Here is a 22,515-nt window from a genome sequence, read left to right as displayed (position 1 = left end):
ATCTGCCGGGGTACGTCGCATATCTCCACGATGAAGTCATGATCGTGACCTGAGCCGTCCGTACGGCCACCCCTCCCTCACCACGCGAGCCGCCGAGCTCCTTCCAGAGACCGGGGACCGTGCGGGGAGCTGGGGCTGCGAACTGCTCATCGGATGTCGGGCCATCGAGCCCTCCTATTAGGTCGCGGCGCGCCCTGCGCGGGTTCACACACCAGGACGAGCACGAAGAGCAGGGAGCTTGAAGTTGACGATCATGTGCGGGATCGACTGGGCGGAAGACCACCACGACGTGGCGCTGGTCGACGAGACAGGAAAGCTGGTCGCCAAGCAGCGCATCAAAGATGACGCGGACGGCTTCCGCCAACTGCTTGCCCTGCTCGCAGAAGCTGGTGACTGCGCTGAGGCGCCGATACCGGTCGCGGTGGAGACCGCCCGCGGCCTGGTGTTCGCCTGCCTGCGCACCACCGGCCGCAAGGTGTACTCGATTAACCCGATGGCGGTGGCCCGCTACCGCGAGCGGCACCGCAGTGCCCGCGCGAAGTCCGACCACGCCGACGCGATGACACTGGCCAACATCCTGCGGACCGATGCCGACGTGCACCGGCCGCTGCCCGCCGACTCCGAACTGGTCCGTGCGATCGCCGTCCTGGCCCGCGCCCAGCAGACACGGTGTGGAACCGAGCCCAGCTCAACAACCAGCTGCGCTCGCACCTCAAGCAGTACTACCCGGCCGCCCTCGCGGCGTTCGCCGTCCGCGGCGTGGGCCTGGACTCCCGGGAAGCACGTGCGGTCCTCGCCGCGGCACCCGACCCGCATACCGCCGCCCGCTTGACCCGTGCCCAGCTGCGGGCCGCACTGCGCAGATCCGGACGGCAGCGGAACATCGAGGTCTGGGTGGAGCGGCTGCGCACCCTTTTCACCGGCGACTACCTGCACCAGCCGCCGCTCGTCGAGCAGGCCATGGGACGCCAAACCCTCGCGCTGGTCTCCCAGTTGGATGCCGCCTGCCGGGCAGCCGACGACCTCGCCGCAGCCGCGGCCGAAGCGTTCGCCGGCCATCCGGACGCCGAAATCCTGGGCAGCTTCCCTGGTATCGGTCCGCTCACGGGCGCACGCGTCCTGGCCGAGATCGGCGACGACCGCACCCGCTTCGCCGACGCCCGCGCCCTGAAGGCATATGCCGGCTCGGCGCCGGTCACCATCGCCAGCGGCAAGAGCCACCTCGTGCGCCACCGCCGGGTCAAAAACCAGCGACTGGCCGCCGCAGGCTACGTTTGGATCTTCGGCGCACTGCCCTCTCCACCGGTCAAGGCCGAATACGACCGACGCCGCGATCTCGGGGACCGTCACACCGCCGCCATGCGCAACGTCTTCAACCGCCTCCTGGGATGCCTCCACCACTGCCTGCAGACCGGGCAGAAGTTCGATCCCGGCAAGGCGTTCCCCACCACGTCCACGCCGCTGGTGACGCTCGCGGCTTGACTTCTTAGCAAGCTCGGATGTCTGTGGATCGGCCCCGGGTTGGACGCGAAGGGCGTACCTTCCCGGGTGATCGATTGACTGGAATCGAGTAGGCCGACGTTGGCCCGTCGGCTGGGAAGGTACGCCCATGCTCACGGTAGTCACCGAGGACGGCTCGACGCGAGGCGGGTCTCTGATCGACGAGATCGTCCGGGAGGGCGCCAGACGGATGCTGGCCGCCGCACTGGAGGCCGAAGTTGACGCCTACATAGCCGAGTTGGCCGAGGAGAAGGACGAGCGCGGGCGGCGGCTCGTGGTCCGCAACGGACACCACCAGCCCCGGAACTTGACCACTGCGGCCGGGACGGTCGAGGTCAAGGCTCCACGCGTCAACGACAAGCGCATCGACGAGGAGACGGGCGAGCGCAAGCGGTTCTCCTCGGCGATCCTGCCGCCCTGGGCAAGGAAGTCCCCGAAGATCAGCGAGGTGCTGCCGCTTCTCTACCTGCACGGCCTGTCCAGCGGCGACTTCGTGCCCGCGCTCGAGCAGTTCCTCGGCTCCTCTGCCGGCCTTTCCCCGGCTACCGTGACCCGGCTGACCACCCAGTGGCAGGCCGACCACAAGGCGTTCGGCGAGCGCGACCTGTCCGCCGCGGACTACGTCTACGTCTGGGCCGACGGCATCCACCTGCGCATACGCCTGGAGGAGGCCAAGGCCGCCGTCTTGGTCGTGATGGGCGTACGCGCGGACGGCACCAAGGAACTGATCGCCATGGCCGACGGCTACCGGGAATCCGCGGAGTCCTGGGCGAGCCTGATGCGGGACGCCGCCCGGCTGGGCATGCGTGCTCCCGTCCTCGCCGTCGGCGACGGCGCCCTCGGGTTCTGGAATGCGCTTCACGAGGTCTTTCCCGAAACCCGTCACCAGAGGTGCTGGGTTCACAAGACGGCCAACGTCCTCGACTGCCTGCCCAAGTCGGCCCAGCCCGCCGCGAAGAAGGCCATCCAGGACATCTACAACGCCGAGGACAAGGAGCATGCGGCCAGGGCGGTCAAGGCGTTCGAGAAGCAGTACAAGGCGAAGTTCCCCAAGGCTGTCAAGAAGATCACGGACGATGAGGCCGAGCTGCTGGCCTTCTACGACTTCCCCGCCGAGCACTGGATCCATCTGCGGACCACGAACCCGATCGAGTCGACCTTCGCGACCGTGCGGCTGCGGACGAAGGTCACCAAGGGTGCCGGCTCCCGCGCGGCCGCCCTGGCGATGGTGTTCAAGCTCGTCGAGTCCGCCCAGGCACGATGGCGGGCCGTCAACGCACCCCACCTCGTCGCCCTGGTGAGGGCCGGAGCCCGCTTCGAATGCGGCGAGCTCCTCGAACGCCCCGAAACGCTCGCGGCATAAGGTCAGCCACCATGACCGACTACGACACCTACGGCACCAGCAGACACACCGCGAGTGAACTGGTCCGCCTCGTCACCGGCCACCTCGATGTGGTCTTCACCGAGCGTGAAAGTGACTACCGGGGTGTCTACCACCTTGCCCAGGGCACCTACGGACGCATCGAGATCCAGCCGAACGCCATTCCCGGAGATGACGGCCAGGACGACCTCTACACCCCGGAACACCCGGCGGTCCGGATCCTCTTGCTCACCAACACCCCGGCCCCAGAGCCCACCCTGCACACCCGCCTGGGCACCATCCAAGGTCTCGTGCACCTGGGCCGCGAATCATGGTGAGCCGCTGCTGATCCACAACTCTTGACAATTACTTGCGAGTTACGCATGACGACCTACACAGCCCAGCACGCGTCCATGCGACCTGACTCGCAGGCAGAGGCTCAGTACCGTGTCGACTGCCTGCGTGGCCGTGCAGAGCAGTGACCCTGGCACTGGAAAGGGATCATGTAGCCCTCGCGAACGCCGCGACACTCAGGCGTTGTAGCCCTTCCGTTTCACTCCGGGCCCCGATTCCCAGCGATCTGCGCCACCCGCAGGTCTGTCCGCAGTACAGCCAGCGACTTCCGCGCCGCCTCTTTCTCGGAGGCTGTCGGCTTCTCGTCCGGGCTGGCCGCCGGCGCCGTGCGCACCGGTTTCACGGTGCGCCCGAGCCAGGCGAAGGCGGAGCATGCCCTGCCGCTCTTCTCCGACGGTAAGCCCCTGACGTTTTCCGGTTGGACTTCCCTCGGCCCGGCATTCGCCCACGGCAGACGAGAGATAGCCCCGAAGGACTGGAACCTTCTCTGGGACTATGTCAACGTACAACGTCCCCGAAAAACACCAGGTCAGTGATGGGATTCAGGATTCCGGGCCGACCTGCAGGTCGGCCATGCCGGAGGCCGGTACCTCGTGCTGCTCGGCCTCATCGCAGAGGCCCGACCCAAGGAGTACCCCCTGTCGAATGCCGCTCTCCGATCCGTCCGATTCAACGCCCCCATCCGCTTGGCACTTGACGCCCTGAACGTATGGACCACATCGGAGCGAGAGGATTACGACGCTCATCCACGGTGCTGTTTCTTTGCGTCTGTGCGATCGGGTTGGTCGGCGAGGACTTGCTGCAACGTAGCTATCGCCGGGACCGAGTGGTCCTCGCGCGCATCGCGACACGTCTGGAGCCCCACCCTGGTACATAGCCCGAGCCGTCGGCGCTCCCGAGCGCATCGTTGCGCACGATTTGGACTGGCTAATTGACGGCGGGCTCCGGGTGCTCGTGACGGACGGCGCGACCCCGTTGTCCGATCGCACCGGCTGGTCCCTGAGTTTCGTCCGCTGGCGATCGTCCGTGAATTTCCCTGTGGGGCGCACAACATAGACCACGATCGCCGGTTGGCCAAACCGGCGATCATGAAGACCATTGAGGGTGTTCGCAGCGGCTGTGCTTGGCGGTGGAGTCGTTCGGACACTATGGCCCTTCATGTCGGCGCCCTGCAGCCCCTGTAACTGACAGCGCCTGCCCATCAGCTGTGGCGGAGTGGGTACAAGTCGCGCTGCCGCTTGGGTGGCCGACAAATCCGGAATGCCCGAGGAAGGCATCAATGGCTCGTCCACCTGCGCTCAAGCTTGCCGAAGTCCTAGCGGAAATCCGCATGAGCGCATCGGCCTTCTACCGCCTACGCGCTCGCGGTCAGGCTCCCCGAATGATCAAGCTACCGAATGGTGAACTGCGCTGCCGCCGCGCTGATCTGGATGCGTGGTGGGAGGCGTGTGAAAGGGATACGCCTGGATGGCTATGAGTTATAACGTCCGCTTCTGGGACATACGCGAGCGTTCTGATCGGCGCAAGCCTTTCCAGATCCGGTGGACGGTCAACGGGTGCGAGAAGTCCGCGTCCTTCATCACATTCGCGCTTGCTGATAGCCGGCGCGCGAAGCTGATGACAGCGGCGCGCGAGGGTGAGCCTTTTGATGAGCACACCGGTCTGCCCGCATCTGAGTTGCGGGCCATCAAGCAGCGGACTACGTGGTACGACCTGGCGCACGAATACATCGAGCAAAGATGGGAGCGTACGCCAGGGAACACCCGCCGCACCCTGGCCGATGCCTTCGCTACCATCACGCCCGCCCTGGTGCACCCCGGCGCAACGTATTCCGATCCGCGGGTACTGAGGCGTGCCCTGTACTCCTGGGCATTCAACAAGAACGCCTGGCAGCGCGAACCCGACGAGGAGTGGCTCCACGCGCTGGACTGGATGAAGCGGAACTCTCTGCCTGTCAGCGCCCTTGCGGATGCGGATGTTCTGCGCAGGGCCCTCGATGCTATGTGCCGCAGGCTGGACGGCAAGGCGGCTGCGGCCAAGACAGCCCGACGCAAGAGGGCTGCGTTCAACGAAGCTCTCAACACTGCGGTGGAGAAGAGGTACTTCGCGGAGAACCCCCTCAACGGGATCCGGTGGAATGCGCTGGCGGTCAATGAGGAGGTGGATCCGGCTGCCGTTCCGAATCCGGCCCAGGTGCTTCGGCTACTCGAGGCTGTTGCCGGCCAGTCGGGGCGGGGGCGTCATCTTGAGGCGTTCTTCGGCTGCATGTACTTCGCGGCCATGCGGCCCGCTGAGGTCATCCATCTTCGGATCGAGCAATGCCACTTGCCGAAGACCGGATGGGGAATGCTCAACCTTTCGGGCGGGGTCGTCACGTCCGGCAAGGAGTGGACTGACGACGGTGAGGTGCACGAGGTGCACTCGCTCAAGCGTCGCGCGGCAAGCGCGACGCGGCCTGTGCCCATCCCACCGCAGTTCGTACGCATGCTGCGTGCCCACGTGGAACGCTTCGACGTGGCACCTGATGGCCGACTCTTCCGGAACGAGGCTGGCAACTACGTCGACGCTGCCGCATACGGCAAGACGTGGGCGCGGGCCCGGGAACACGCCCTGACTCGCCTGGAGCGCACCTCTGGCCTGGCTAAGCGACCTTACGATCTCCGGCACGCGGGGATCTCGTTCTGGCTCTACTCCGGAGTAGACCCGGCCGAATGCGCCCGCCGCGCCGGCCAAAGCATCGAGGTTCTCTTCCGTCACTACGCCAAGTTCCTCGACGGCGTTCGAGAACAGGCGAACCGCCTCATCGAGCAGTCGATGCAGGAGTGGGGGCGTGTCAGCCAAGGCGAAGCAACCGAGGGCTGAAGCGTGGGTTTGGTCCGTGACTGGTCCGGAAGTACTGGTCAGGAGCGGTACAGGTGTGGGAGGAACTGGGAGTTAGCACGCAAGCCGGGCTCGGCCGAGAGTAAGCTGAGGGAAAGGCGCCTGACGGGTGAAAGACCAGGTCAGGCGCCTTTTTTCGTGCGCCTAGAAGAAGCCCAGCTTCTTCGGCGAGTACGACACCAGAAGATTCTTCGTCTGCTGGTAGTGCTCCAGCATCATCTTGTGGTTCTCGCGGCCGATGCCGGACTGCTTGTATCCACCGAACGCGGCATGTGCCGGATATGCGTGGTAGCAGTTCGTCCAGACCCGCCCGGCCTGGATGGCACGGCCCGCCCGGTAGGCGGTGTTGATGTCCCGCGTCCACACGCCGGCGCCGAGCCCGTACAGCGTGTCGTTCGCGATCTTGATGGCGTCGTCGAAGTCGTCGAACGACGTCACCGAGACGACCGGGCCGAAGATCTCCTCCTGGAAGATCCGCATCCGGTTGTCGCCCTCGAAGATCGTCGGCTGGACGTAGTAACCGCCCTTCAACTCCCCGTCGTGCTCGATGCGTTCACCGCCAGTGAGCACCTTGGCGCCCTCCTGCCGGCCGATGTCCAGATAGGAGAGGATCTTCTCCAGCTGGTCGTTGGACGCCTGGGCGCCGATCATCGTGTCGGTGTCGAGCGGGTTGCCGGGCTTGATGAGCTCGGTGCGGGCGACCGCCGCCTCCATGAACTCGCCGTAGTGGCCGCGCTGGACGAGAGCGCGCGAGGGGCAGGTGCACACCTCGCCCTGGTTGAGCGCGAACATCGTGAAGCCTTCGAGCGCCTTGTCGCGGAAGTCGTCGTTCTGCGCCCACACGTCGTCGAAGAAGATGTTCGGGGACTTGCCACCGAGCTCCAGCGTGACCGGCTTGATGTTCTCCGAGGCGTACTGCATGATCAGCCGCCCCGTGGTGGTCTCACCCGTGAACGCGACCTTCGCCACCCGCGGGCTGGACGCCAGGGGCTTGCCCGCCTCGACGCCGAAGCCGTTGACGATGTTCACCACACCCGGCGGGATCAGATCCGAGATCAGGCTCATCCAGTAGTGGATGGACGCCGGTGTCTGCTCGGCCGGTTTGATGACGACCGCGTTGCCCGCCGCCAGCGCCGGAGCGAGCTTCCACACCGCCATCAGAATGGGGAAGTTCCACGGGATGATCTGCGCGACCACGCCGAGCGGCTCGTGGAAGTGGTACGCGACGGTGTCGTCGTCGACCTCGCCCAGCGAACCCTCCTGAGCGCGGATCGCGCCCGCGAAGTAGCGGAAGTGGTCGATCGCGAGCGGGATGTCGGCCGCCAGCGTCTCGCGTACCGGCTTGCCGTTCTCCCAGCTCTCGGCGACCGCCAGCTTCTCCAGGTTCGCCTCCATCCGGTCGGCGATCTTGAGCAGGATGTCGGCGCGCGCGGTCACGGAGGTGCGCCCCCAGGCGGGCGCCGCCGCGTGTGCCGCGTCCAGCGCGCGTTCCACGTCCTCGGCGGTGCCTCGCGCGACCTCGGTGAACGGCTGCCCGTTCAACGGGCTCGGGTTCTCGAAGTACTGTCCGCGAGCCGGGGCAACGTACTCCCCGCCGATGAAGTGGTCGTAACGCGCCTGGTAGGAGACGATCGCGCCTTCACTGCCGGGCGCCGCGTAACGGGTCATGCTGGTTGCCTCCCGGAGAAGCGCCGCCCGCCGTTGGGCAGCTCTCGCCGCGAGGCTAGGAACCCGTACGTTGCAAGGACGTTGCGTGTCCCCGGAACCGCCCTCCCCGCTCCGCGGGCGGGGCCGCGCCCAATCCGCAGGCGGGCCGTGCCCGTTCCGCAGGGTGGGGCCGCGCCCGTTCCGTTCAGCGCGGCGGCGGTCGCATACGGCCGGCGCTTGCGGAGTGGGCCCATCCGGCCGGTGCGGCCTGCTCGGACTCCAGCTCTACCAGACGCGCGTGCACCGCCGCGGCCGGGCGTACGGCGGACAGCGCCCGCCAGACGTCGAGATCGTCCTCGCCCCACGGCGCACGGGCCCAGTCGGCCAACAGGTCGGGGTCCCGCCGGGCGACGATCGCCGTCCGCAGCCCGTCGGCGAGCCTTCGCCGCAGCCGCACCACCGCCGGCGCCGTCGAACCCGGCAGCAGCGGACCGGCGTACACCGCCGCGGCAGCCGTCACCGCGCCGGTACCGAGCCGCCGCTCCACCACCGCCACATCGGACTCGACCGGCCGGGTGAGCCGGTAGGGACGCGAACCCAGCAGGCCCGGACCGAGGATTCTGCGCAGCCGCGCCAACTCGGCCCGCAGGGTCACCGGCGTCACCGACTCGTCCTCGTACAGCGCGCACTGCAACTCGTCGCCCGTCAGACCTTCCGGATGCCGCGCCAGCAGGACCAGGATCTCGCTGTGCCTGCGGCTGAGCCTGATCTTCCGTCCGGCCGCGACGAGTTGAGCCTCGTCGCGCCCCAGCGCGGTCAGTTCAAGGGCGCCCTCCATGGTCTGCGGCGGTGCGAGCAGCGCCAGATGGGCCTCGGCGGCCCGTGCCACCGCCTGCACGAAGCCGAGGCTGTGCGGATGCGCGAGCCCATCCCCGCCGGTGATGTCGACAGCGCCGAGCACCCGTCCGGTGCGCGGATCGTGCACGGGGGCCGCCGCGCAGGTCCAGGGCTGCACCCGCCGGATGAAGTGCTCGGCCGCGAACACCTGCACCGGACGGTCGACGGCGACCGCCGTGCCCGGCGCGTTCGTACCGACCGCCGTCTCCGACCACCGCGCGCCCGGCACGAAATTCATCCGTCCGGCCTGCCGCCGCGTCCCCGGATGGCCCTCGACCCACAAGAGCCTGCCCTGCGCGTCGCACACCGCCAGAAGATGCTCCCCGTCCGCCGCGAACGTCCCCATGAGCTCCCGGAACAGCGGCATCACCCGCGCGAGCGGATGCTCCGCCCGGTAGGAACCCAGTTCCCCGTCCATGAGTTCCACCCTCGCGGTGCCCTCCGGAACGACGCCCGCCCGCGCCGAACGCCGCCACGACTCCGCCACCACGGCACGCACCGGTCGCGGCACCGTCCCGGCCTCGGTGAAGGACTCGTACGCGCGGCGCAGCAGCCGAACCCGCTCGGCGGGGTCGGTCCCCGGTTCCAGGGCCACCCAAGGATCGGTCAACTCGGCCTCCCGGAAGGCGATGCGACTGGGTCCATCGTCACTCCCGGTGCGGGCCCCGACAACCCGTGTGACGCTCCCCTTCCGCTCGGTGCCTCGCGGCGTGCCCGCTCGGGCCACCGCGAGGCCGCCCCTGGTCAGGCGAAGTTGACGAGCCTGATGTAGCGCGTCCAGTCCCAGTTCGGCCCGGGATCGGTGTGATCGGTGCCCGGCACCTCGTAGTGACCGAGGATGTGGGCGCGGTCCTTGGGGATCCCGTACTGGTCGCAGATCGCGGCCGTGAGCTTGGCCGATTCCTCGTAGAGAGCGTTGGTGAAGTAGGCGGGTTGGTCCACCCAGCCCTCGTGCTCGATGCCGATGCTTCTGGTGTTGTAGTCCCAGTTGCCCGCGTGCCAGGCGACGTCGTGCTCTCTCACGCACTGGGCGACATGGCCGTCGGCCGAGCGTACGAGGTAGTGCGCGGACACCTTCTTCTGCGGATTCTGGAAGATGGACAGAGTGGTGGCGTACGTCGCCTGTGTGACGTGGATGATCACATAGTCCAGCTCGTAGGTGTAGGGGCGATCGGACGCCGTGTAGTTGGAGCTGGTCGCCGGAGTCCACTCGGCGCCCGGATAGTCGACGGCCGCCGCCTGCGCCGTCGCCTTGACGTCGGGGAGTAACGCGTAGGGGAGGGCCGCGAGGACTGCGCCCTTGAGCAGCCGCCGCCGGCTCGGGAACGATCGCGCTCGCTCCATGGAGAGTTGGCCTTTCGTCGTGGGGGGGGGCTTGAGGCTGAGTTTCGGTGGGCTGAGGGCGAGGGCGGAGGCTGTGGTTTGTCGGTTGGGCGACGGGAATTGAGAGCCGGGAGTCGGGAACCCGGAGTCGGGTGTCGGGAGCGGCGTGTCGGTCAAGGGCCTGTCGCGCCGGCCGCGCGATCAGTGCCGGAGTGACGCGGCCGTCTCACGCAGTCGGGCGTGCAGTCCGCGATGGGTCTCACGCGGGGGCAGCCATTCCTTGCGCAGCTTGGCGACGCACGTGTAGTTGGTGTCGCAGACGTTCGCGACGGGAGACTCGACCGTCTGCGTCGCGAACTGGTACGCGTCCAGCTCGCTGAACCCGTAGTCGCGCACCAGCCACTGCACAAGGTCGAGCTGGGATATCCGGAAGGCGTCCTCCAGCGGGCGTGCCGAGCCGGTCGAAATGATGTGAGTGTCGGACTCGATGCGAGGCCAGGGGGTGGCGACTCCCTTGAGGAGTTCGACGATCACCACCGTGTTCATCGCGCATTCGACGGCGACTCCGCAGGTCTCGCCCTCACCCTGCCGTGCGTGCCCGTCGCCGAGGCTGAGCAGGGCACCCTCGACGTTCACCCCGAGGTAGCAGGTCACTCCGGCCCGCATCTCCGGCGTGTCCATGTTTCCGCCGTGCGCGTCGGGCACCAGGGCGGAACGCACCTCCAGGTTCGCGGGCGCCACACCGACGGTGCCGTGCATCGGATCCATCGGCAGTTCGATCCGGATGTCGCTGTCCCGTGCGCTGAACAGCGCGGTCCGCCGCTCCCGGTCGAGCCGCCAGATCCACACGGTCTCCGGCAGCGGCGGCTGGAGGGACGCCGTGGTGTGCGTGGAGGTCAGGGCGCCGAAGAGGGGGACCGTCGTCGACGCCGCCCAGTCACGGGCCGGCTCGATCGCGACGAAGTGGACCGCGACCGTGTCACCCGGCTCCGCTCCCTCGACGTGGAAGGGACCGGTCTGCGGATTGAGGAACGGGAACTCGCACACCTCGGACACCAGGTCCTTCTCGGAGCGCACTCGTCCGGCGAAGCAGTCCTCGGTGTAGAGATCGAGCACAGTGCCCGGCGCGATGCGTGCCACGGGCGGTGCGCCGCCGAACGTCCAGGCGAACTCGCCCGGCGCCGGGCGCACGGTCAGGATCCGGGGGTCGCTCATGGCTGCACGGCTCCGCTCTGCGAAGGGGCGGGGGTGGAGGTCTCGTCGAGGTGGACACGGGCGGTCTCGGCTATGCGCCCGGGGTGGCGGCGCAGCAGGAAGATCAATATCACGACACCGGCCGACATCCAGACACCCACGACCGGCCCGGCGTACGACACGGGCGGGGTCAGCTCGGTCACGAAATCGAAGACCGGCAGACCCGCGGCCGTCAGCAGCGCGGGGACGAACGCGATGATGCCGAGAACCGGGAACACCAGATGTCGCACAGGCTTGAGCAACTCGCGTCTGCGGCGCAGGAAGTAGCCCGCACAGGCGAGATTGACCACGATGTACACGCCGATCACCACGGTGACGATCACTGTCGCGAGGAGCAGGAACGCGGTCACGGGGTCGTACGAGAGACCGAGTCCCAGCACGGCCGCCACGGCCACGGCGCACTGCACCGCCACCCCGGCCGCGGGGGAGCGGTGTCTGGGGTGCATGTGCGCGAAGAGCGCGGGGAAGATCCGAATCCGAGCCAGGGCGAAGGCCGTTCGCGTGGAGACGGTGGCGCACGCGTTGGCGTTGGCGATCGTCGAGTTGACCACCGCGAGGAACACCAGCACCCAGAACAGTCCGAACGAAGCGCGTGCCACGCCTTCCCACGAGGCGGCGCCGGAGGCTCCGAAGGACGCGAACCGGTCTGGCCCGAAGTACACCGACATGGCGTATGTCGTCAGCACGTAGACGAGGCCGATCGCGAGCGCCGCGCCGAGGACGGCCCGGTGCATCGTGCGGCGTGGGTCCTTGGTCTCCTCCGCGAGCGGGGCCGCCGCCTCGAACCCGGCGAAGGCGAGCACGGTGTACACCGATCCCGCGAACACACCGCTGATCCCGCCGTATCCCGTGGCGGTGTGGGATGTCCCGAACACCGACAGCGTGTTCTGCCCGCCGGCCTTGGCGATCAGCCACACCGCGAAGACGAGGAAGACCAGTACTTCGAAGATGCCGAGGACGGTTCCGAAACGGGCCGAGGCACGTACCCCCAGATATCCCGCCACCGCGATGACCGCCGCGCCCGCGAGCGACCAGGGCCACCAGAGGTCGTCCGGATACGAGGACCATTCCTGGTGCAGTGTGCCCGCCGTGGTGAACCCGAGCTGAAGAAGGAGCAGAGGCGGCACCAGGGCTTCGACGAACGCATAGCCCCAGCCCACGAGGAATCCGACGGACGGATGCAGCCCCTGCGCGGTGTAGGTGGCCACCGACCCCGCGGCGGGCATTTCCCGCGCCAGCTCGGCCACGCACGACGCGGTGAACAGGCAGGCCACCAGGGCGATCAGCACGGACAGCGGCAGACTGCCGCCCGCGAACGCCGCGCCGGACGGAATGGACGCGGCGACCGCCGCGGCCGGCGCCATGGCCGTGATGCTCTGGAACAGGACCTCGCGCAGGCCGATCGCCTCACGCCGCAGCCCCGGAACCGCCCCCTCCGACATGTGAACCCCCCGATTCGACTGGGAACACAGCCATCGGCAGGACGGCTGCGCCTCGCGTGAATTACGGTACGGCGCTTGCCGGTTGGGCAGGAAGAGCGAGGCGCGAGTCCGTGGACGGCCCGCGGATTGTGGACATGGCGATCACCCGCGAGGGGGAACGGCCTACGTGCGATGCGCGAGCCTCGACGCGTGACGTCGGGGCACTGCCCGCGACTGTCCGGCCGCGTGCCGCGTGCCGCGTGCCGCGTGCCGCGTACGGCGTGCCGTCTGTGACTGTCCAGCCGTCAGCCGTCAGCCGTCAGCCGTCAGCCGTCAGCCGTCAGCCGTCAGCCGACCGCGACCGTCCGGCCGCTGCCGCCTACGCCCGTCCGGCCACCGCCGCAGGGTCGTCGAGCACCCCTCGCACCACCGAATGCGCCGCACCGAGCAGCGGTCCCTCGGATCCCAGTCGGGAGACGGACACCGGGCAGGCGGGGCCGGCCGTGCGTCGCGCCAACTCGCCTTCCAGCGAAGGGAGCAGCCAGGGTGCGAGACCGGCGAGGGCCCCGCCCAGCACGACCGTCTCCGGGTCCAGAAGGTTGACCGCCCCGGTCAGGGCGATGCCGAGCGCGGTTCCAGCGTCGCGCAGGGCGTGGCGCACGTCCGGATCGCCCTCGGCGGCGCGCCGGGACAGCAGACCGACCCGGTCCTCGCCGGGTTCGAGACCGGCGGCGCGCAGAACGGCCTCCTCGCCGGCGTACTGTTCGAGGCACCCACGTCCGCCGCACGGGCACGCCGGTCCCTCCGGACGCACCGGTATATGTCCCAATTCGCCCGCGAAGCCGCGGGTCCCGCGCAGCAGCCGCCCGTCCACGAGTACCGCGGCACCGATGCCGATCTCCGCGGACACGTGCAGAAAGTCGCGTGGGGTGGCGTCACCGAGCCAGAGTTCCGCGAGACCGCCGAAGTTCGCCTCGTTGTCCACGGTCAGCGGCAGCTCGGAGGGCAGCAGCTCACCGAGGTCCGTGTCGTGCCAGTCGAGGTTCGGGGCTCGGACCACGGTCCGGGCGTCGCGTGCCACGAGCCCGGGGACGGCGACGGCGAGGCCCGCGGGCCACAGCCCTTGCCGGTCGGCCTCGGCGACGACCTCACGCACCAGTGCCGTCAGCTCCCGGATCACGGGCCCGGCCGGCCGGCCGCGGTTCGTGCCATGGCGTACGGCGCGGGCTCGCACCGCGCCGCGCAGATCGACCGCGCACACCGCGAGATGGTCGACGCCCACCTCCGCGCCGATCCCGGCGGGGCCGTGCCCGCTGACGGCGAGCGCGGAGCCGGGCCGCCCCACTCTGCCGGGTCGCTCGGGCCCCAGTTCTTCGAGTAGCCCAGCCCGGATCAGCTCGTCGACCAGGGTGGACACGGCCGCCCGGGTCAGACCTATGTGAGAGGCGACGGCGGCACGCGACAACGGTCCCTCGTCGCTGACGGTGTGCATGACCCGGGAGAGGTTGCGGCGGCGCATGCCCTGCTGGGTGTCGGGCAGTCGTCGGCCGGAACCGGTCGGGTGGGCTTCGTGCAGCGGTGCGGTCATGCCTCCGTCAATCCTCCTCCGGCCGGGTTCCGTCGGCCTCTCTCGGTGCCGGTCCCCACAGGGCGGTCCCGCGTTGCGCGGGCTCCCACCGGGCGGCCCCGGCCGGGACCGCTCACGCGGGACGTCACTCGTGAGAGCCGGTCACGCCGGGGCCCGGTCGGTCCTCAGTTTCTGGTCGGCTCCCGTTCGAGGAGCGGGGCCGCGTCGGAGAGTACCCCGGTGATCCTCGCGAGCGTCTCGTCGTCCCGCTCCACGGCGTCGAGCACAGGCCCGCGAGCAGTGCCCCAGCGCCTCGCGACCGCCGCCGGGTCCTCACCCGTCAGCAGGCCCGCCGCCTGGGCGGCGGCACCGAGCGCGACGAGTTCTCTTGCCTCGGGCACCTGAACGGGTCGGCCCGAGAGCCGGCGTACGGTCTGCTGCCAGGCCTTGCCGCGCGCGCCGCCGCCGATCAGCAGCAAGGGCGACGAGGGGTCGGCGTCCGCGTCCAGTACCAGGTCGAGGGCGCCCAGCAGTGAGTGCACGGCACCGTCGTACGCGGCCTGGAGCAGCTGCCCGCCCGTCGTGTCGTGCCGGAGTCCGTGCAGCAGTCCCGAGGAGTGCGGCAGGTTCGGTGTGCGCTCGCCGTCCAGATAGGGCAGCAGCGTCACCGAGGCGCCCGGCTCGACGGCCTCGCGGTCGAGGCCGAGCAGCGCGGCGATCCGGTCGACGGCCAGCGTGCAGTTCAGGGTGCAGGCCAGCGGGAGCCAGTCGCCGCGCGCGTCCGCGAACCCCGCCACCGTGCCGGTCGGGTCCGTGGGGCGGTGCGTCGAGACGGCGTACACCGTGCCCGAGGTGCCGAGGCTCACCACCGGGGTGCCGGGGCGGAGCCCGAGGCCGAGCGCGGCGGCCGCGTTGTCCCCGGTTCCGGCCGCCACCAGGGTGCCCCTGGAGAACGGCAGCTCACCCCTGGCGTGCACCGTTCCGGCCACCTCGCCCGGCCGGGCGACGCGGGGGAGCAGAGCGGGGTCGAGACCGATGTGAGCGAGGACCTCCTCGTCGTACGCCTCGCTCCCGGAGGCCCACCAGCCGGTGCCGGAGGCATCGCCGCGGTCGGTGGTGCCCTGCCCGGTGAGCCGTTCGGTGAGGTAGTCGTGGGGCAGCCGGACCGCCGCCGTCGCCCGGACTGCGTCGGGCTCGTGCTCGGCCAGCCAGGCCCATTTCGTGGCCGTGAAGGACGCGGCGGGCACGCTGCCGGTCCGCTCGGCCCAGGACTTCGGGCCGCCGAGCTCCTCGACCAGCCGACGTGCCTGCGGCGCCGAGCGCACGTCGTTCCACAGCAGGGCGGGTCGTACGGGTTCGCCCCGGGCGTCGAGCGTCACGAGCCCGTGCTGCTGCCCGCCGATCGACACCGCCGCCGCTTCGTGCGCGGCGTCACCGCACTGGCGCAGCGCTTCGCACAGCGCGTCCCACCACTGGCGGGGGTCGCTCTCGCGGCCCGCACCGGTGGAGACGGTGTGCGGCGCCTGTCCGCTCGCCACCACCTGTCCGGTCGAGGCGTCGACGACCAGGGCCTTGGTGGACTGGGTGGACGAGTCCACCCCGACGACGAGCGGACCCTCGGCTGCTGACATCGGGCTCTCCCTTTTTCGCGGCTCTGCGGGATCTGTGCTGGTCACAGGGTTGCCCGGACCGTCATGGCCCGGGTCCCGCGCTTCGTCCCTGGACCCATGTGACCAGGGTTTCCTACTTCGTCTCTTCCCAGAGACGCGTCCGCATACTAATTTGTAAACCGCCATGACGAAATAGTCGGAGCTAGCAAGGAGCCGCGACATGAACTACCAGCCCACCCCCGAGGACAGGTTCACCTTCGGCCTGTGGACCGTCGGCTGGCAGGGAAGGGACCCGTTCGGCGACGCCACGCGGCGCGCCCTGGACCCGGTCGAGACGGTGCAGCGCCTGGCCGAGCTCGGCGCCTACGGAGTGACCTTCCACGACGACGACCTGATCCCCTTCGGGTCCTCGGACAGCGAGCGCGAGTCGCACATCAAGCGGTTCAGGCAGACCCTGGACGCCACGGGCCTCAAGGTGCCGATGGCCACCACCAACCTGTTCACGCACCCCGTCTTCAAGGACGGCGCGTTCACCTCGAACGACCGCGACGTGCGCCGCTACGCACTGCGCAAGACCATCCGCAACGTCGACCTCGCGGTCGAGCTCGGGGCCGAGACGTACGTCGCCTGGGGCGGCCGGGAGGGAGCGGAGTCCGGGGCGGCCAAGGACGTACGCGTCGCCCTCGACCGCATGAAGGAAGCCTTCGACCTCCTCGGCGAGTACGTGATCTCGCAGGGCTACGACCTGAAGTTCGCGATCGAGCCCAAGCCGAACGAGCCCCGCGGCGACATCCTCCTCCCCACCGTCGGCCACGCCCTCGCGTTCATCGAGCGCCTGGAGCGCCCGGAGATGTACGGCGTCAACCCGGAGGTCGGTCACGAGCAGATGGCCGGGCTGAACTTCGCGCACGGCATCGCGCAGGCCCTGTGGGCGGGCAAGCTCTTCCACATCGACCTCAACGGTCAGTCCGGCATCAAGTACGACCAGGACCTGCGGTTCGGAGCCGGCGATCTGCGGTCCGCGTTCTGGCTGGTCGACCTCCTGGAGAGCGCCGGTTACGCGGGTCCGAAGCACTTCGACTTCAAGCCGCCGCGGACCGAGGACTTCGACGGCGTCTGGGCGTCGGCGGAGGGCTGCATGCGCAACTACCTGATCCTGCGCGAGCGCGCGGCGGCGTTCCGCGCCGATCCCGAGGTCCAGGCGGCGCTGCGCGCCTCGCGTCTGCACGAGCTGGCGCAGCCCACCGCGGAGGACGGCCTGGCGGCGCTGCTCGCCGACCGTGCTGCCTTCGAGGACTTCGACGTCGAGGCCGCGGCCGCGCGCGGGATGGCCTTCGAGCAGCTGGACCAGCTGGCGATGGAGCATCTCCTGGGCGCTCGGGGCTGATCGGGCCGCTCCCAAGGGCACGATCGGGCCGCTCTCAAGGGCACGGACCCGCCTTCCGGTGGGTCCGGCCCGCCCTCCGCGGCCGCTGATCCTCGCGTGGAATATCCCGGAATCACGCGATCCATGGCATGAGTCCGCATCAACTTCCGCATAAGGGTCGCGCGATGACCGGTTCGGGACGACTCTTGGCGGTATGGCCATGCCGCCCGAACCGCCTCAGCCTCCACGGTCGCAGGGAGACCTGCACCCTCCAGGGGGTGATGTCCAGGGCCCGCGTTCCGGTGGGTCCGGCCCGCCGTCCTCCGGCGGTTACGGTCCTCCGTCTTCCGGCGGCTATGGTCCTCCGTCCTCCGGCGGTTACGGTCCGCCCCCGGGTCGCTATGGCGCTCCTCCGGGGGCCAACGACCCTTCCCCTGGGGAGTACGGTTCACCGGCACAAGGGGGCGATTGGCCTCCCGGGCAGGGCGGCGGGGGATGGCCGCCACCTCCGCCACCGCCGCCACCCGGACCGCCGGACGGGCCCGGTGGTCATCGCGGCGGGCGGCGCCGCAACACCCTGCTCCTCGTCATCGCCGCGATCGTCGGCGTCGGCGTCATTGTCGCCGTGGCCGTGGCGGCCACGGGCGGCGGGAAGGACAAGAAGTCCCCCACCGAGAGCAGCGGGCGGTCGCCGAGTCCCTCGCTGAGTCTTCCGTCCGAACTGCCGTCACTTCCCTCGGGCCTGCCCAGTGTCGTGCCGTCGCTCCCCACGGACCTGCCCACCGGGCTGGTGCCCAGCGACCTGCAATCGTTGTTCCCGTCCCTCGCGGACGACGAGGTGCCGTACTACATGCTCCGGAAGGGCGATTGTTTCGACACGGACGACAGTCTGCCCGGACAGGCCGCCAAGCGGCGGTGCACCCAACCCCACGACGCCGAAGTGGTGAAGGTCTCCGAACTCAACGGTACCTACACGACGGACGCGGCCCTCAAGAAGGCCGCGTCCGCGTTGTGCAAGGCTCCTCTGGAGCGAAAGGCGGCAGGCCAGGCCGCCGGCACGGTGCGCGACACCGTCGTGCAGTACCCGGACACCGGTGGCTACAAGACCGGTATCGACAAGGTCGCCTGCAGCCTGGCCGCGGACGTCGGCAAGGGCACCCACAAGCTCACCGGGCCGCTGAAGTGAGCGACACGCGTGCGTGGCCGCTGTCCATCTTCCACGCACGCGTGCCGAGTTCGAGGGGGTCCGGGATCAGAACCCGTGCGGCAGCCGCACATAGGTGACCGTCGTCTCGATGCCGCTGTCCACCAGCCGGCCCTGTGCGTCGAAGGCGCCCGCCCCGTCGGTCATCCCGAAGTCGTTGTCGTTGATGAGGGCGAGAGTGCCGTGGTCCACGCGTGCGACGCCCTCGATCTTGCCGGGTACCCCCGCCACGGTGCCAAGGTCGACAACCAGACGCTTGGTCAGCACCGGAACGCCGGCCGACGCGGGGTCGTCCAACTGCTCCAGCGAGGGCGACGTGGTGTCGCTGTCCCAGGGACCGCCGAGGATGTCCGCGTCGCGCGTGAGCCGTACCGACTGCAGACGGGCCGCATTGTCGGTGCGCTCCTCGACGAGCAGTCGGTCGCGGCCGACGGCCACCACGGAGGAGATCTTCAGCTCGGACGTGTCGTCCTCGCTCGGGTCGACCACGTTCACCGGGTCGAAGCGGTACGCGTACTCGGCGGTCACGGCGCGCTTCTTGGGCGAGAAGCGCAGCAGCCGTGTGGTGCGCGACGCGTCTCCCGCGCCCCCGTCCGGCAGTGAGAGCGGGCTCTGCAGGGCCATCACCAGGTCACCGTCGGGGAGCTGGGCGAGCCCTTCGAGTCCACGGTTGATCTTGCGGTGGAGCAGGACGGTGGGCAGCGCCTCGACGACCGGGTAGTCAGTGCCGGTCAGGTTGAGACCCTTGGGCACATAGCGCGTGAGTACCTTCCCGCGCGCGGAGACATGGACCAGCGACGGGCCGTACTCGTCGACGAGCCAGAACGAACCGTCCTTCGCCCGCACGATGCCCTCGGTGTCCAGGCCGTTCGGGTTGTACGCGAGCGGGGTCTGCGCGTCGTAGGAGTACGGCGCCTCGTCGCGTCCCGCCCGGTTGGACAGCCCGGTGACCGGCTTCCCCGAGGACGTGGTGATCGGGATCGCGTCGAGCACCTTCACGGTGTCGCCGCACACCCGGATCTTCACGATCGCCGGGTCGAAGCCCGGGACCGGGAACGTCCGGCGCTTCTTGCCGTCAACCTTGATCTGGCCGTTGGGCCCCCGGTCGGTGATCGTCCAGTATTCGCCCTTGCGTCCGGTCGGGTAGATGTCGCTGCCGATGCCGCCGAGGTCGACACCGCGGTCGTTGTCCACCGTGCCGGGCAGCAGCGCGTTGCTGAACGCGCCGAGGGGGAGGTCTCCGAGCGTCGCGGTGTGCGTCACGTGCGGTTGCGCGGGTCCGGAGGTCGCGCTCGCGGTGCCGGCCACCACGAAGGCGGCCAGCACGGCGAGGGGTACGCCCAGGACGACGGATCGGTGGACGTGGCGCCGGCCGACGGCATGCGGGGACATCAGGCCTCCTGAGACACAAGTTCGTTGACAGCGGCCAGAGTTGGCCCCGATGTCGAACAGCTCACGACCTGAGGATGAACGCCGTGCGTCAACCAATCATCGGGTCTTCCTCGTTTGCCGCGAGGCCGGTTGACGGGTCTTCACCGCCGCCTGGGAGCCCCGTAGGACGCACTCCTTCCGGTAGGGCCAACACGTGCCGTCGCGTCCGATCCGCGGCTCACGAGAAGTCGTACGGGGCCCAGTCGGCGACCCGGCGGTACCCGAGGCGCTGGTAGAGGGCGTTGCTCGTGGGGTTGGCCGCGTTCGTGAACAGCACGACCTCCCTGGCGCCTGCGGCGAGCGCGGCCCTGCTCACCTCGGCACTCACGGCGGCCGCGTAGCCGCGGCCCCGGAGGTGTGACGGGGTGTAGACGGGATCCACCCGGACCTGGCCGGCGACCATCGGGTTCACGCCCGCCATGGAGACGGGCGTGCCGTCCGGGGTCTCCCAGTAGGTATAGCGCTTCTCGGCGAAGCGGGTGCCGGCCCAGGAAGCGGCGTCGATCGAGACGGTTTCCCCGACGTCCGCGGCGAACTCACCGCACCAGCGCATGAGGTGCTCGTGGTCCTGCTCGCCCACCATCCGGCCGCGGCCCTCCGGGTTCGGCTCCGGCAGGGTGAGCGTGCCGAGGCGGTACAGATGCATCCGGACGCGGAGTGTCGGCGTCGCGCCGGTGCGCCGCTGCCATGCCTCGGCGAAGGCGGTGGCGGTGTCGTGGTCCGCGGTGACGCCGGCGAAGCGGTGTCCGAGGGCCGCAAGCTGGGCGGCGAGGGCGTCGGCCTGCTCGGGGGAGAGAGCGGTGAGAGTCAGACGGCGGGTCGGCGGACGGTAGAAGATCGCCTGGGTCTCGCCCTTTGACTCCAGTCGGCCGAAGAGGACGGCCCCGGGTTCGAACGCGCCCGGGACGGTCCGCCACTTCTCCAACACCCTGAGCGGCGTGTTGTGCAGGACGGGGCGCGAGCGCAGGAAGTCTCCCGATCGGGCGAGAAAGTCGTCAATGTCTTCGGTGAGGTGCCAGTCGTCCGAACGCATGCCTCATGATTTCGCATCCTGACAGGTTCGCGGGTGGTTTCCGCCGGGCGAGGCCGCGGAACCTCGTGCGGCGCGCCGGAGGCCGGTCCGGAATCCGCCGAGCACCACTTGATGCCCAGCTTGCGCCACCGTCATCTGCGCGGTGTTCGACCCCTGGTGCGTGCGCCCTGTCTGGAGTTGGGTATTCCCTGTGCGGAGACCGGGCTCGCCGACTCCTACCGGCAGGCCCTGTGCCCTGTGCGCGAGACCGGAGAGCCTCTCAGGGTTGAGTAGGGGGCACGCGTCAGGGACGTATCAGGGTCGCGGTCCGGAACCGTGGGACACGGGGACCCGTTCTCAGGACAGAGAGCGGCAGCAGCCGCGGAGGAGGCGACACATGTCGAAGAACGCGAAGATCGCCGCAGGAGGTGTGGCGGTCGGCCTGATTCTGTTGATCTGGCTGCCCTGGTGGGCCGCCTTCCTGATCGTGCTGGGAGTTCCGGCGGCCGCGTATCTGGCGCTGGACCCCTCGCAGCGGCGCCGGCTGCGCCGTGCCACCCGCAAGGAGCTCGGCCGCTGAGGAGCGACCGCCCATCCGTCGGGAGCCCCTCCGATCACCGCGGCCGGTGAGGGCCGGAGAGACCGACACAACTGACACGGGGGACTGATCAAGGCCGCGTCACCGGGATTCCGTGTGACGCGGCCACTCAGCTGGGGCGGACCGCCATCTTGTCCAGGGCCTCCAGGAGGCCGGGCAACTCCGGTCCGCGACCGACGGGCAGGACCTCGCCGGGTTCCTCGTCGAGCAGGACGAACGCGATGTCGTCGGTCCTGGCGACGAGCGACCAGCCGGGGCCGTCGGCGCGCAGGGTACGAGCGTCGCCCGTGGCGAAGGACGAGCGGACACGGCCCAGTGGGGGCGGTGTGTCCACGTACGAGCGTGCCTCCGCGAGAACGCGGCGGACACCGGCGCGGTTCCCGCCCTCGCCATCCTTGTCCGGAGAGTCCTCGGCGTCGTCCGATGGCTGCCCGGCACCGTCCGAGGGCGCGAAATCACTGTCGTCGATCTGCTCGCGCCACATCGCCCACTGGAGCGCGATCTCGTCGGCGCCGTGGCGTCGCTGGGCCGGTCCCCAGGTGGAGGTGTCCGGCGGGCTGAGCGGAGGTCGGTCCGTGAGCTCCGTCGACGGATCGTGCGGAGCCGGCACCCCGGGGGCCGAGACGGCTACATCGAGGGGCCAGCCGGGCAGTGCGGCGACGACCGTCCGCTCGTCCGGTGACAGTTCGTGCTCCATTCCGCAGTCCCAGGACGCGATGGCGACGGCGACCAGGGAGACGTCGTCGATGATGACGGTCCACCGCGCGCCCTCACTGTCCTGGCCGAGCACCAGCCCGTACCCCTCCGCGAGAGGCGCGAGGTCGAGCGTCGCGCAGGCCTCCGGGTAGTCGTCGCCGAGCACGCTGGGGAACTTCGCCGGTGTCAGCAACACCGCCGTCAGCACGTACAGCGCGTCGTCGTCCCCGGTGGCGACGGCGTCTTCGTCCGTCCCGGCCATTCCAGCCTCCCGATCGCTCCATCTGTCGGCGCACCTTAAGCGACCGGAAGGCGCTTGTCACGGGCCCGAAACGCATGCGGAGCTGCAGCTATCCGACTGGACAGGGGCGAAACGCCCGCGCGGGCCCGCCCAG

At 69.5% G+C, this 22,515-nt stretch carries 17 protein-coding genes and 1 pseudogene; 8 read left to right on the top strand and 10 right to left on the bottom strand.

Annotation, left to right across the window (positions count from 1 at the left end):
- Positions 1-253: 253 nt before the first annotated feature.
- The 5 genes and pseudogenes from ACFYR3_RS31195 to ACFYR3_RS31175 all read left to right on the top strand — a co-directional run bounded on the left by ACFYR3_RS31195 (position 254) and on the right by ACFYR3_RS31175 (position 6,076).
- Positions 254-1,482: pseudogene (locus ACFYR3_RS31195) on the top strand (IS110 family transposase).
- Between the two features lie 127 nt (positions 1,483-1,609).
- Entirely contained in the window at positions 1,610-2,863 is a 1,254-nt protein-coding gene (locus ACFYR3_RS31190; RefSeq protein WP_389285287.1) for an IS256 family transposase, read from the top strand.
- A gap of 11 nt (positions 2,864-2,874) precedes the next feature.
- Entirely contained in the window at positions 2,875-3,198 is a 324-nt protein-coding gene (locus ACFYR3_RS31185; protein WP_389285286.1) for a hypothetical protein, read from the top strand.
- Positions 3,199-4,493: 1,295 nt separating this feature from the next.
- The gene (locus ACFYR3_RS31180) at positions 4,494-4,691 is read left to right on the top strand and encodes a helix-turn-helix transcriptional regulator (RefSeq protein ID WP_385694247.1); all 198 of its coding nucleotides are present in this window, start codon (positions 4,494-4,496) and stop codon (positions 4,689-4,691) included.
- A complete protein-coding gene (locus ACFYR3_RS31175) occupies positions 4,682-6,076 on the top strand; it encodes a tyrosine-type recombinase/integrase (RefSeq protein ID WP_389285285.1) in 1,395 nt (464 codons plus the stop codon). The genes ACFYR3_RS31180 and ACFYR3_RS31175 overlap by 10 nt, the downstream gene beginning before the upstream one ends.
- A gap of 162 nt (positions 6,077-6,238) precedes the next feature.
- Here ACFYR3_RS31175 and ACFYR3_RS31170 read toward each other — a convergent pair whose 3' ends face one another.
- From ACFYR3_RS31170 to xylB, 7 genes are all read right to left on the bottom strand, one after another.
- A complete protein-coding gene (locus ACFYR3_RS31170) occupies positions 6,239-7,762 on the bottom strand; it encodes an aldehyde dehydrogenase family protein (protein WP_389285284.1) in 1,524 nt (507 codons plus the stop codon).
- A gap of 184 nt (positions 7,763-7,946) precedes the next feature.
- Positions 7,947-9,248, bottom strand: a complete 1,302-nt coding sequence (locus tag ACFYR3_RS31165) for a GAF domain-containing protein (protein ID WP_389285283.1) — start codon at positions 9,246-9,248, stop codon at positions 7,947-7,949.
- A 134-nt stretch (positions 9,249-9,382) separates the two neighbouring features.
- A complete protein-coding gene (locus ACFYR3_RS31160) occupies positions 9,383-9,982 on the bottom strand; it encodes an N-acetylmuramoyl-L-alanine amidase (protein WP_355838922.1) in 600 nt (199 codons plus the stop codon).
- Between the two features lie 180 nt (positions 9,983-10,162).
- Positions 10,163-11,176 (bottom strand): acetamidase/formamidase family protein, encoded by a 1,014-nt coding sequence (locus tag ACFYR3_RS31155; protein WP_355838924.1) that lies wholly within the window; start codon positions 11,174-11,176, stop codon positions 10,163-10,165.
- Positions 11,173-12,657, bottom strand: a complete 1,485-nt coding sequence (locus ACFYR3_RS31150; protein ID WP_389285282.1) for an APC family permease — start codon at positions 12,655-12,657, stop codon at positions 11,173-11,175. The genes ACFYR3_RS31155 and ACFYR3_RS31150 overlap by 4 nt, the downstream gene beginning before the upstream one ends.
- A gap of 358 nt (positions 12,658-13,015) precedes the next feature.
- Entirely contained in the window at positions 13,016-14,224 is a 1,209-nt protein-coding gene (locus ACFYR3_RS31145; RefSeq protein WP_389285281.1) for an ROK family protein, read from the bottom strand.
- 164 nt (positions 14,225-14,388) lie between these two features.
- Positions 14,389-15,834: a xylulokinase gene (gene xylB / locus ACFYR3_RS31140; protein ID WP_389285280.1), complete on the bottom strand. Its 1,446-nt coding sequence runs from the start codon at positions 15,832-15,834 to the stop codon at positions 14,389-14,391.
- A gap of 199 nt (positions 15,835-16,033) precedes the next feature.
- Here xylB and xylA point away from each other — a divergent pair, with 199 nt between their 5' ends.
- Together xylA and ACFYR3_RS31130 are read left to right on the top strand one after the other, a co-directional pair.
- Complete coding sequence (gene xylA / locus ACFYR3_RS31135) at positions 16,034-17,200, top strand: xylose isomerase (RefSeq protein WP_389285279.1); 1,167 nt, start codon at positions 16,034-16,036, stop codon at positions 17,198-17,200.
- A 604-nt stretch (positions 17,201-17,804) separates the two neighbouring features.
- Positions 17,805-18,365 (top strand): hypothetical protein, encoded by a 561-nt coding sequence (locus ACFYR3_RS31130; RefSeq protein ID WP_389285278.1) that lies wholly within the window; start codon positions 17,805-17,807, stop codon positions 18,363-18,365.
- 66 nt (positions 18,366-18,431) lie between these two features.
- Here the strand turns inward: ACFYR3_RS31130 and ACFYR3_RS31125 are convergent, their stop codons facing one another.
- On the bottom strand, positions 18,432-19,775 hold the full coding sequence (locus ACFYR3_RS31125; RefSeq protein WP_389285277.1) for an esterase-like activity of phytase family protein: 1,344 nt from the start codon (positions 19,773-19,775) through the stop codon (positions 18,432-18,434).
- A 217-nt stretch (positions 19,776-19,992) separates the two neighbouring features.
- A complete protein-coding gene (locus ACFYR3_RS31120) occupies positions 19,993-20,847 on the bottom strand; it encodes a GNAT family N-acetyltransferase (RefSeq protein WP_389285276.1) in 855 nt (284 codons plus the stop codon).
- A gap of 376 nt (positions 20,848-21,223) precedes the next feature.
- On the opposite strand from ACFYR3_RS31120, the gene ACFYR3_RS31115 reads away from it, so the two are divergent.
- A complete protein-coding gene (locus ACFYR3_RS31115; protein ID WP_261703155.1) occupies positions 21,224-21,406 on the top strand; it encodes a hypothetical protein in 183 nt (60 codons plus the stop codon).
- Between the two features lie 127 nt (positions 21,407-21,533).
- On the opposite strand, the gene ACFYR3_RS31110 is transcribed toward ACFYR3_RS31115, so the two are convergent.
- Positions 21,534-22,382 carry a hypothetical protein gene (locus ACFYR3_RS31110; RefSeq protein WP_355838938.1) on the bottom strand — a complete coding sequence of 283 codons (849 nt, stop codon included), beginning with the start codon at positions 22,380-22,382 and terminating at the stop codon, positions 21,534-21,536.
- Positions 22,383-22,515: the final 133 nt, after the last annotated feature.

It is taken from the genome of Streptomyces sp. NPDC005784 (assembly GCF_042871525.1).
Lineage (GTDB): Bacteria > Actinomycetota > Actinomycetes > Streptomycetales > Streptomycetaceae > Streptomyces.
Note: the sequence above shows the minus strand (reverse complement) of the source record. Positions and strands in the feature narration are given on the sequence as shown.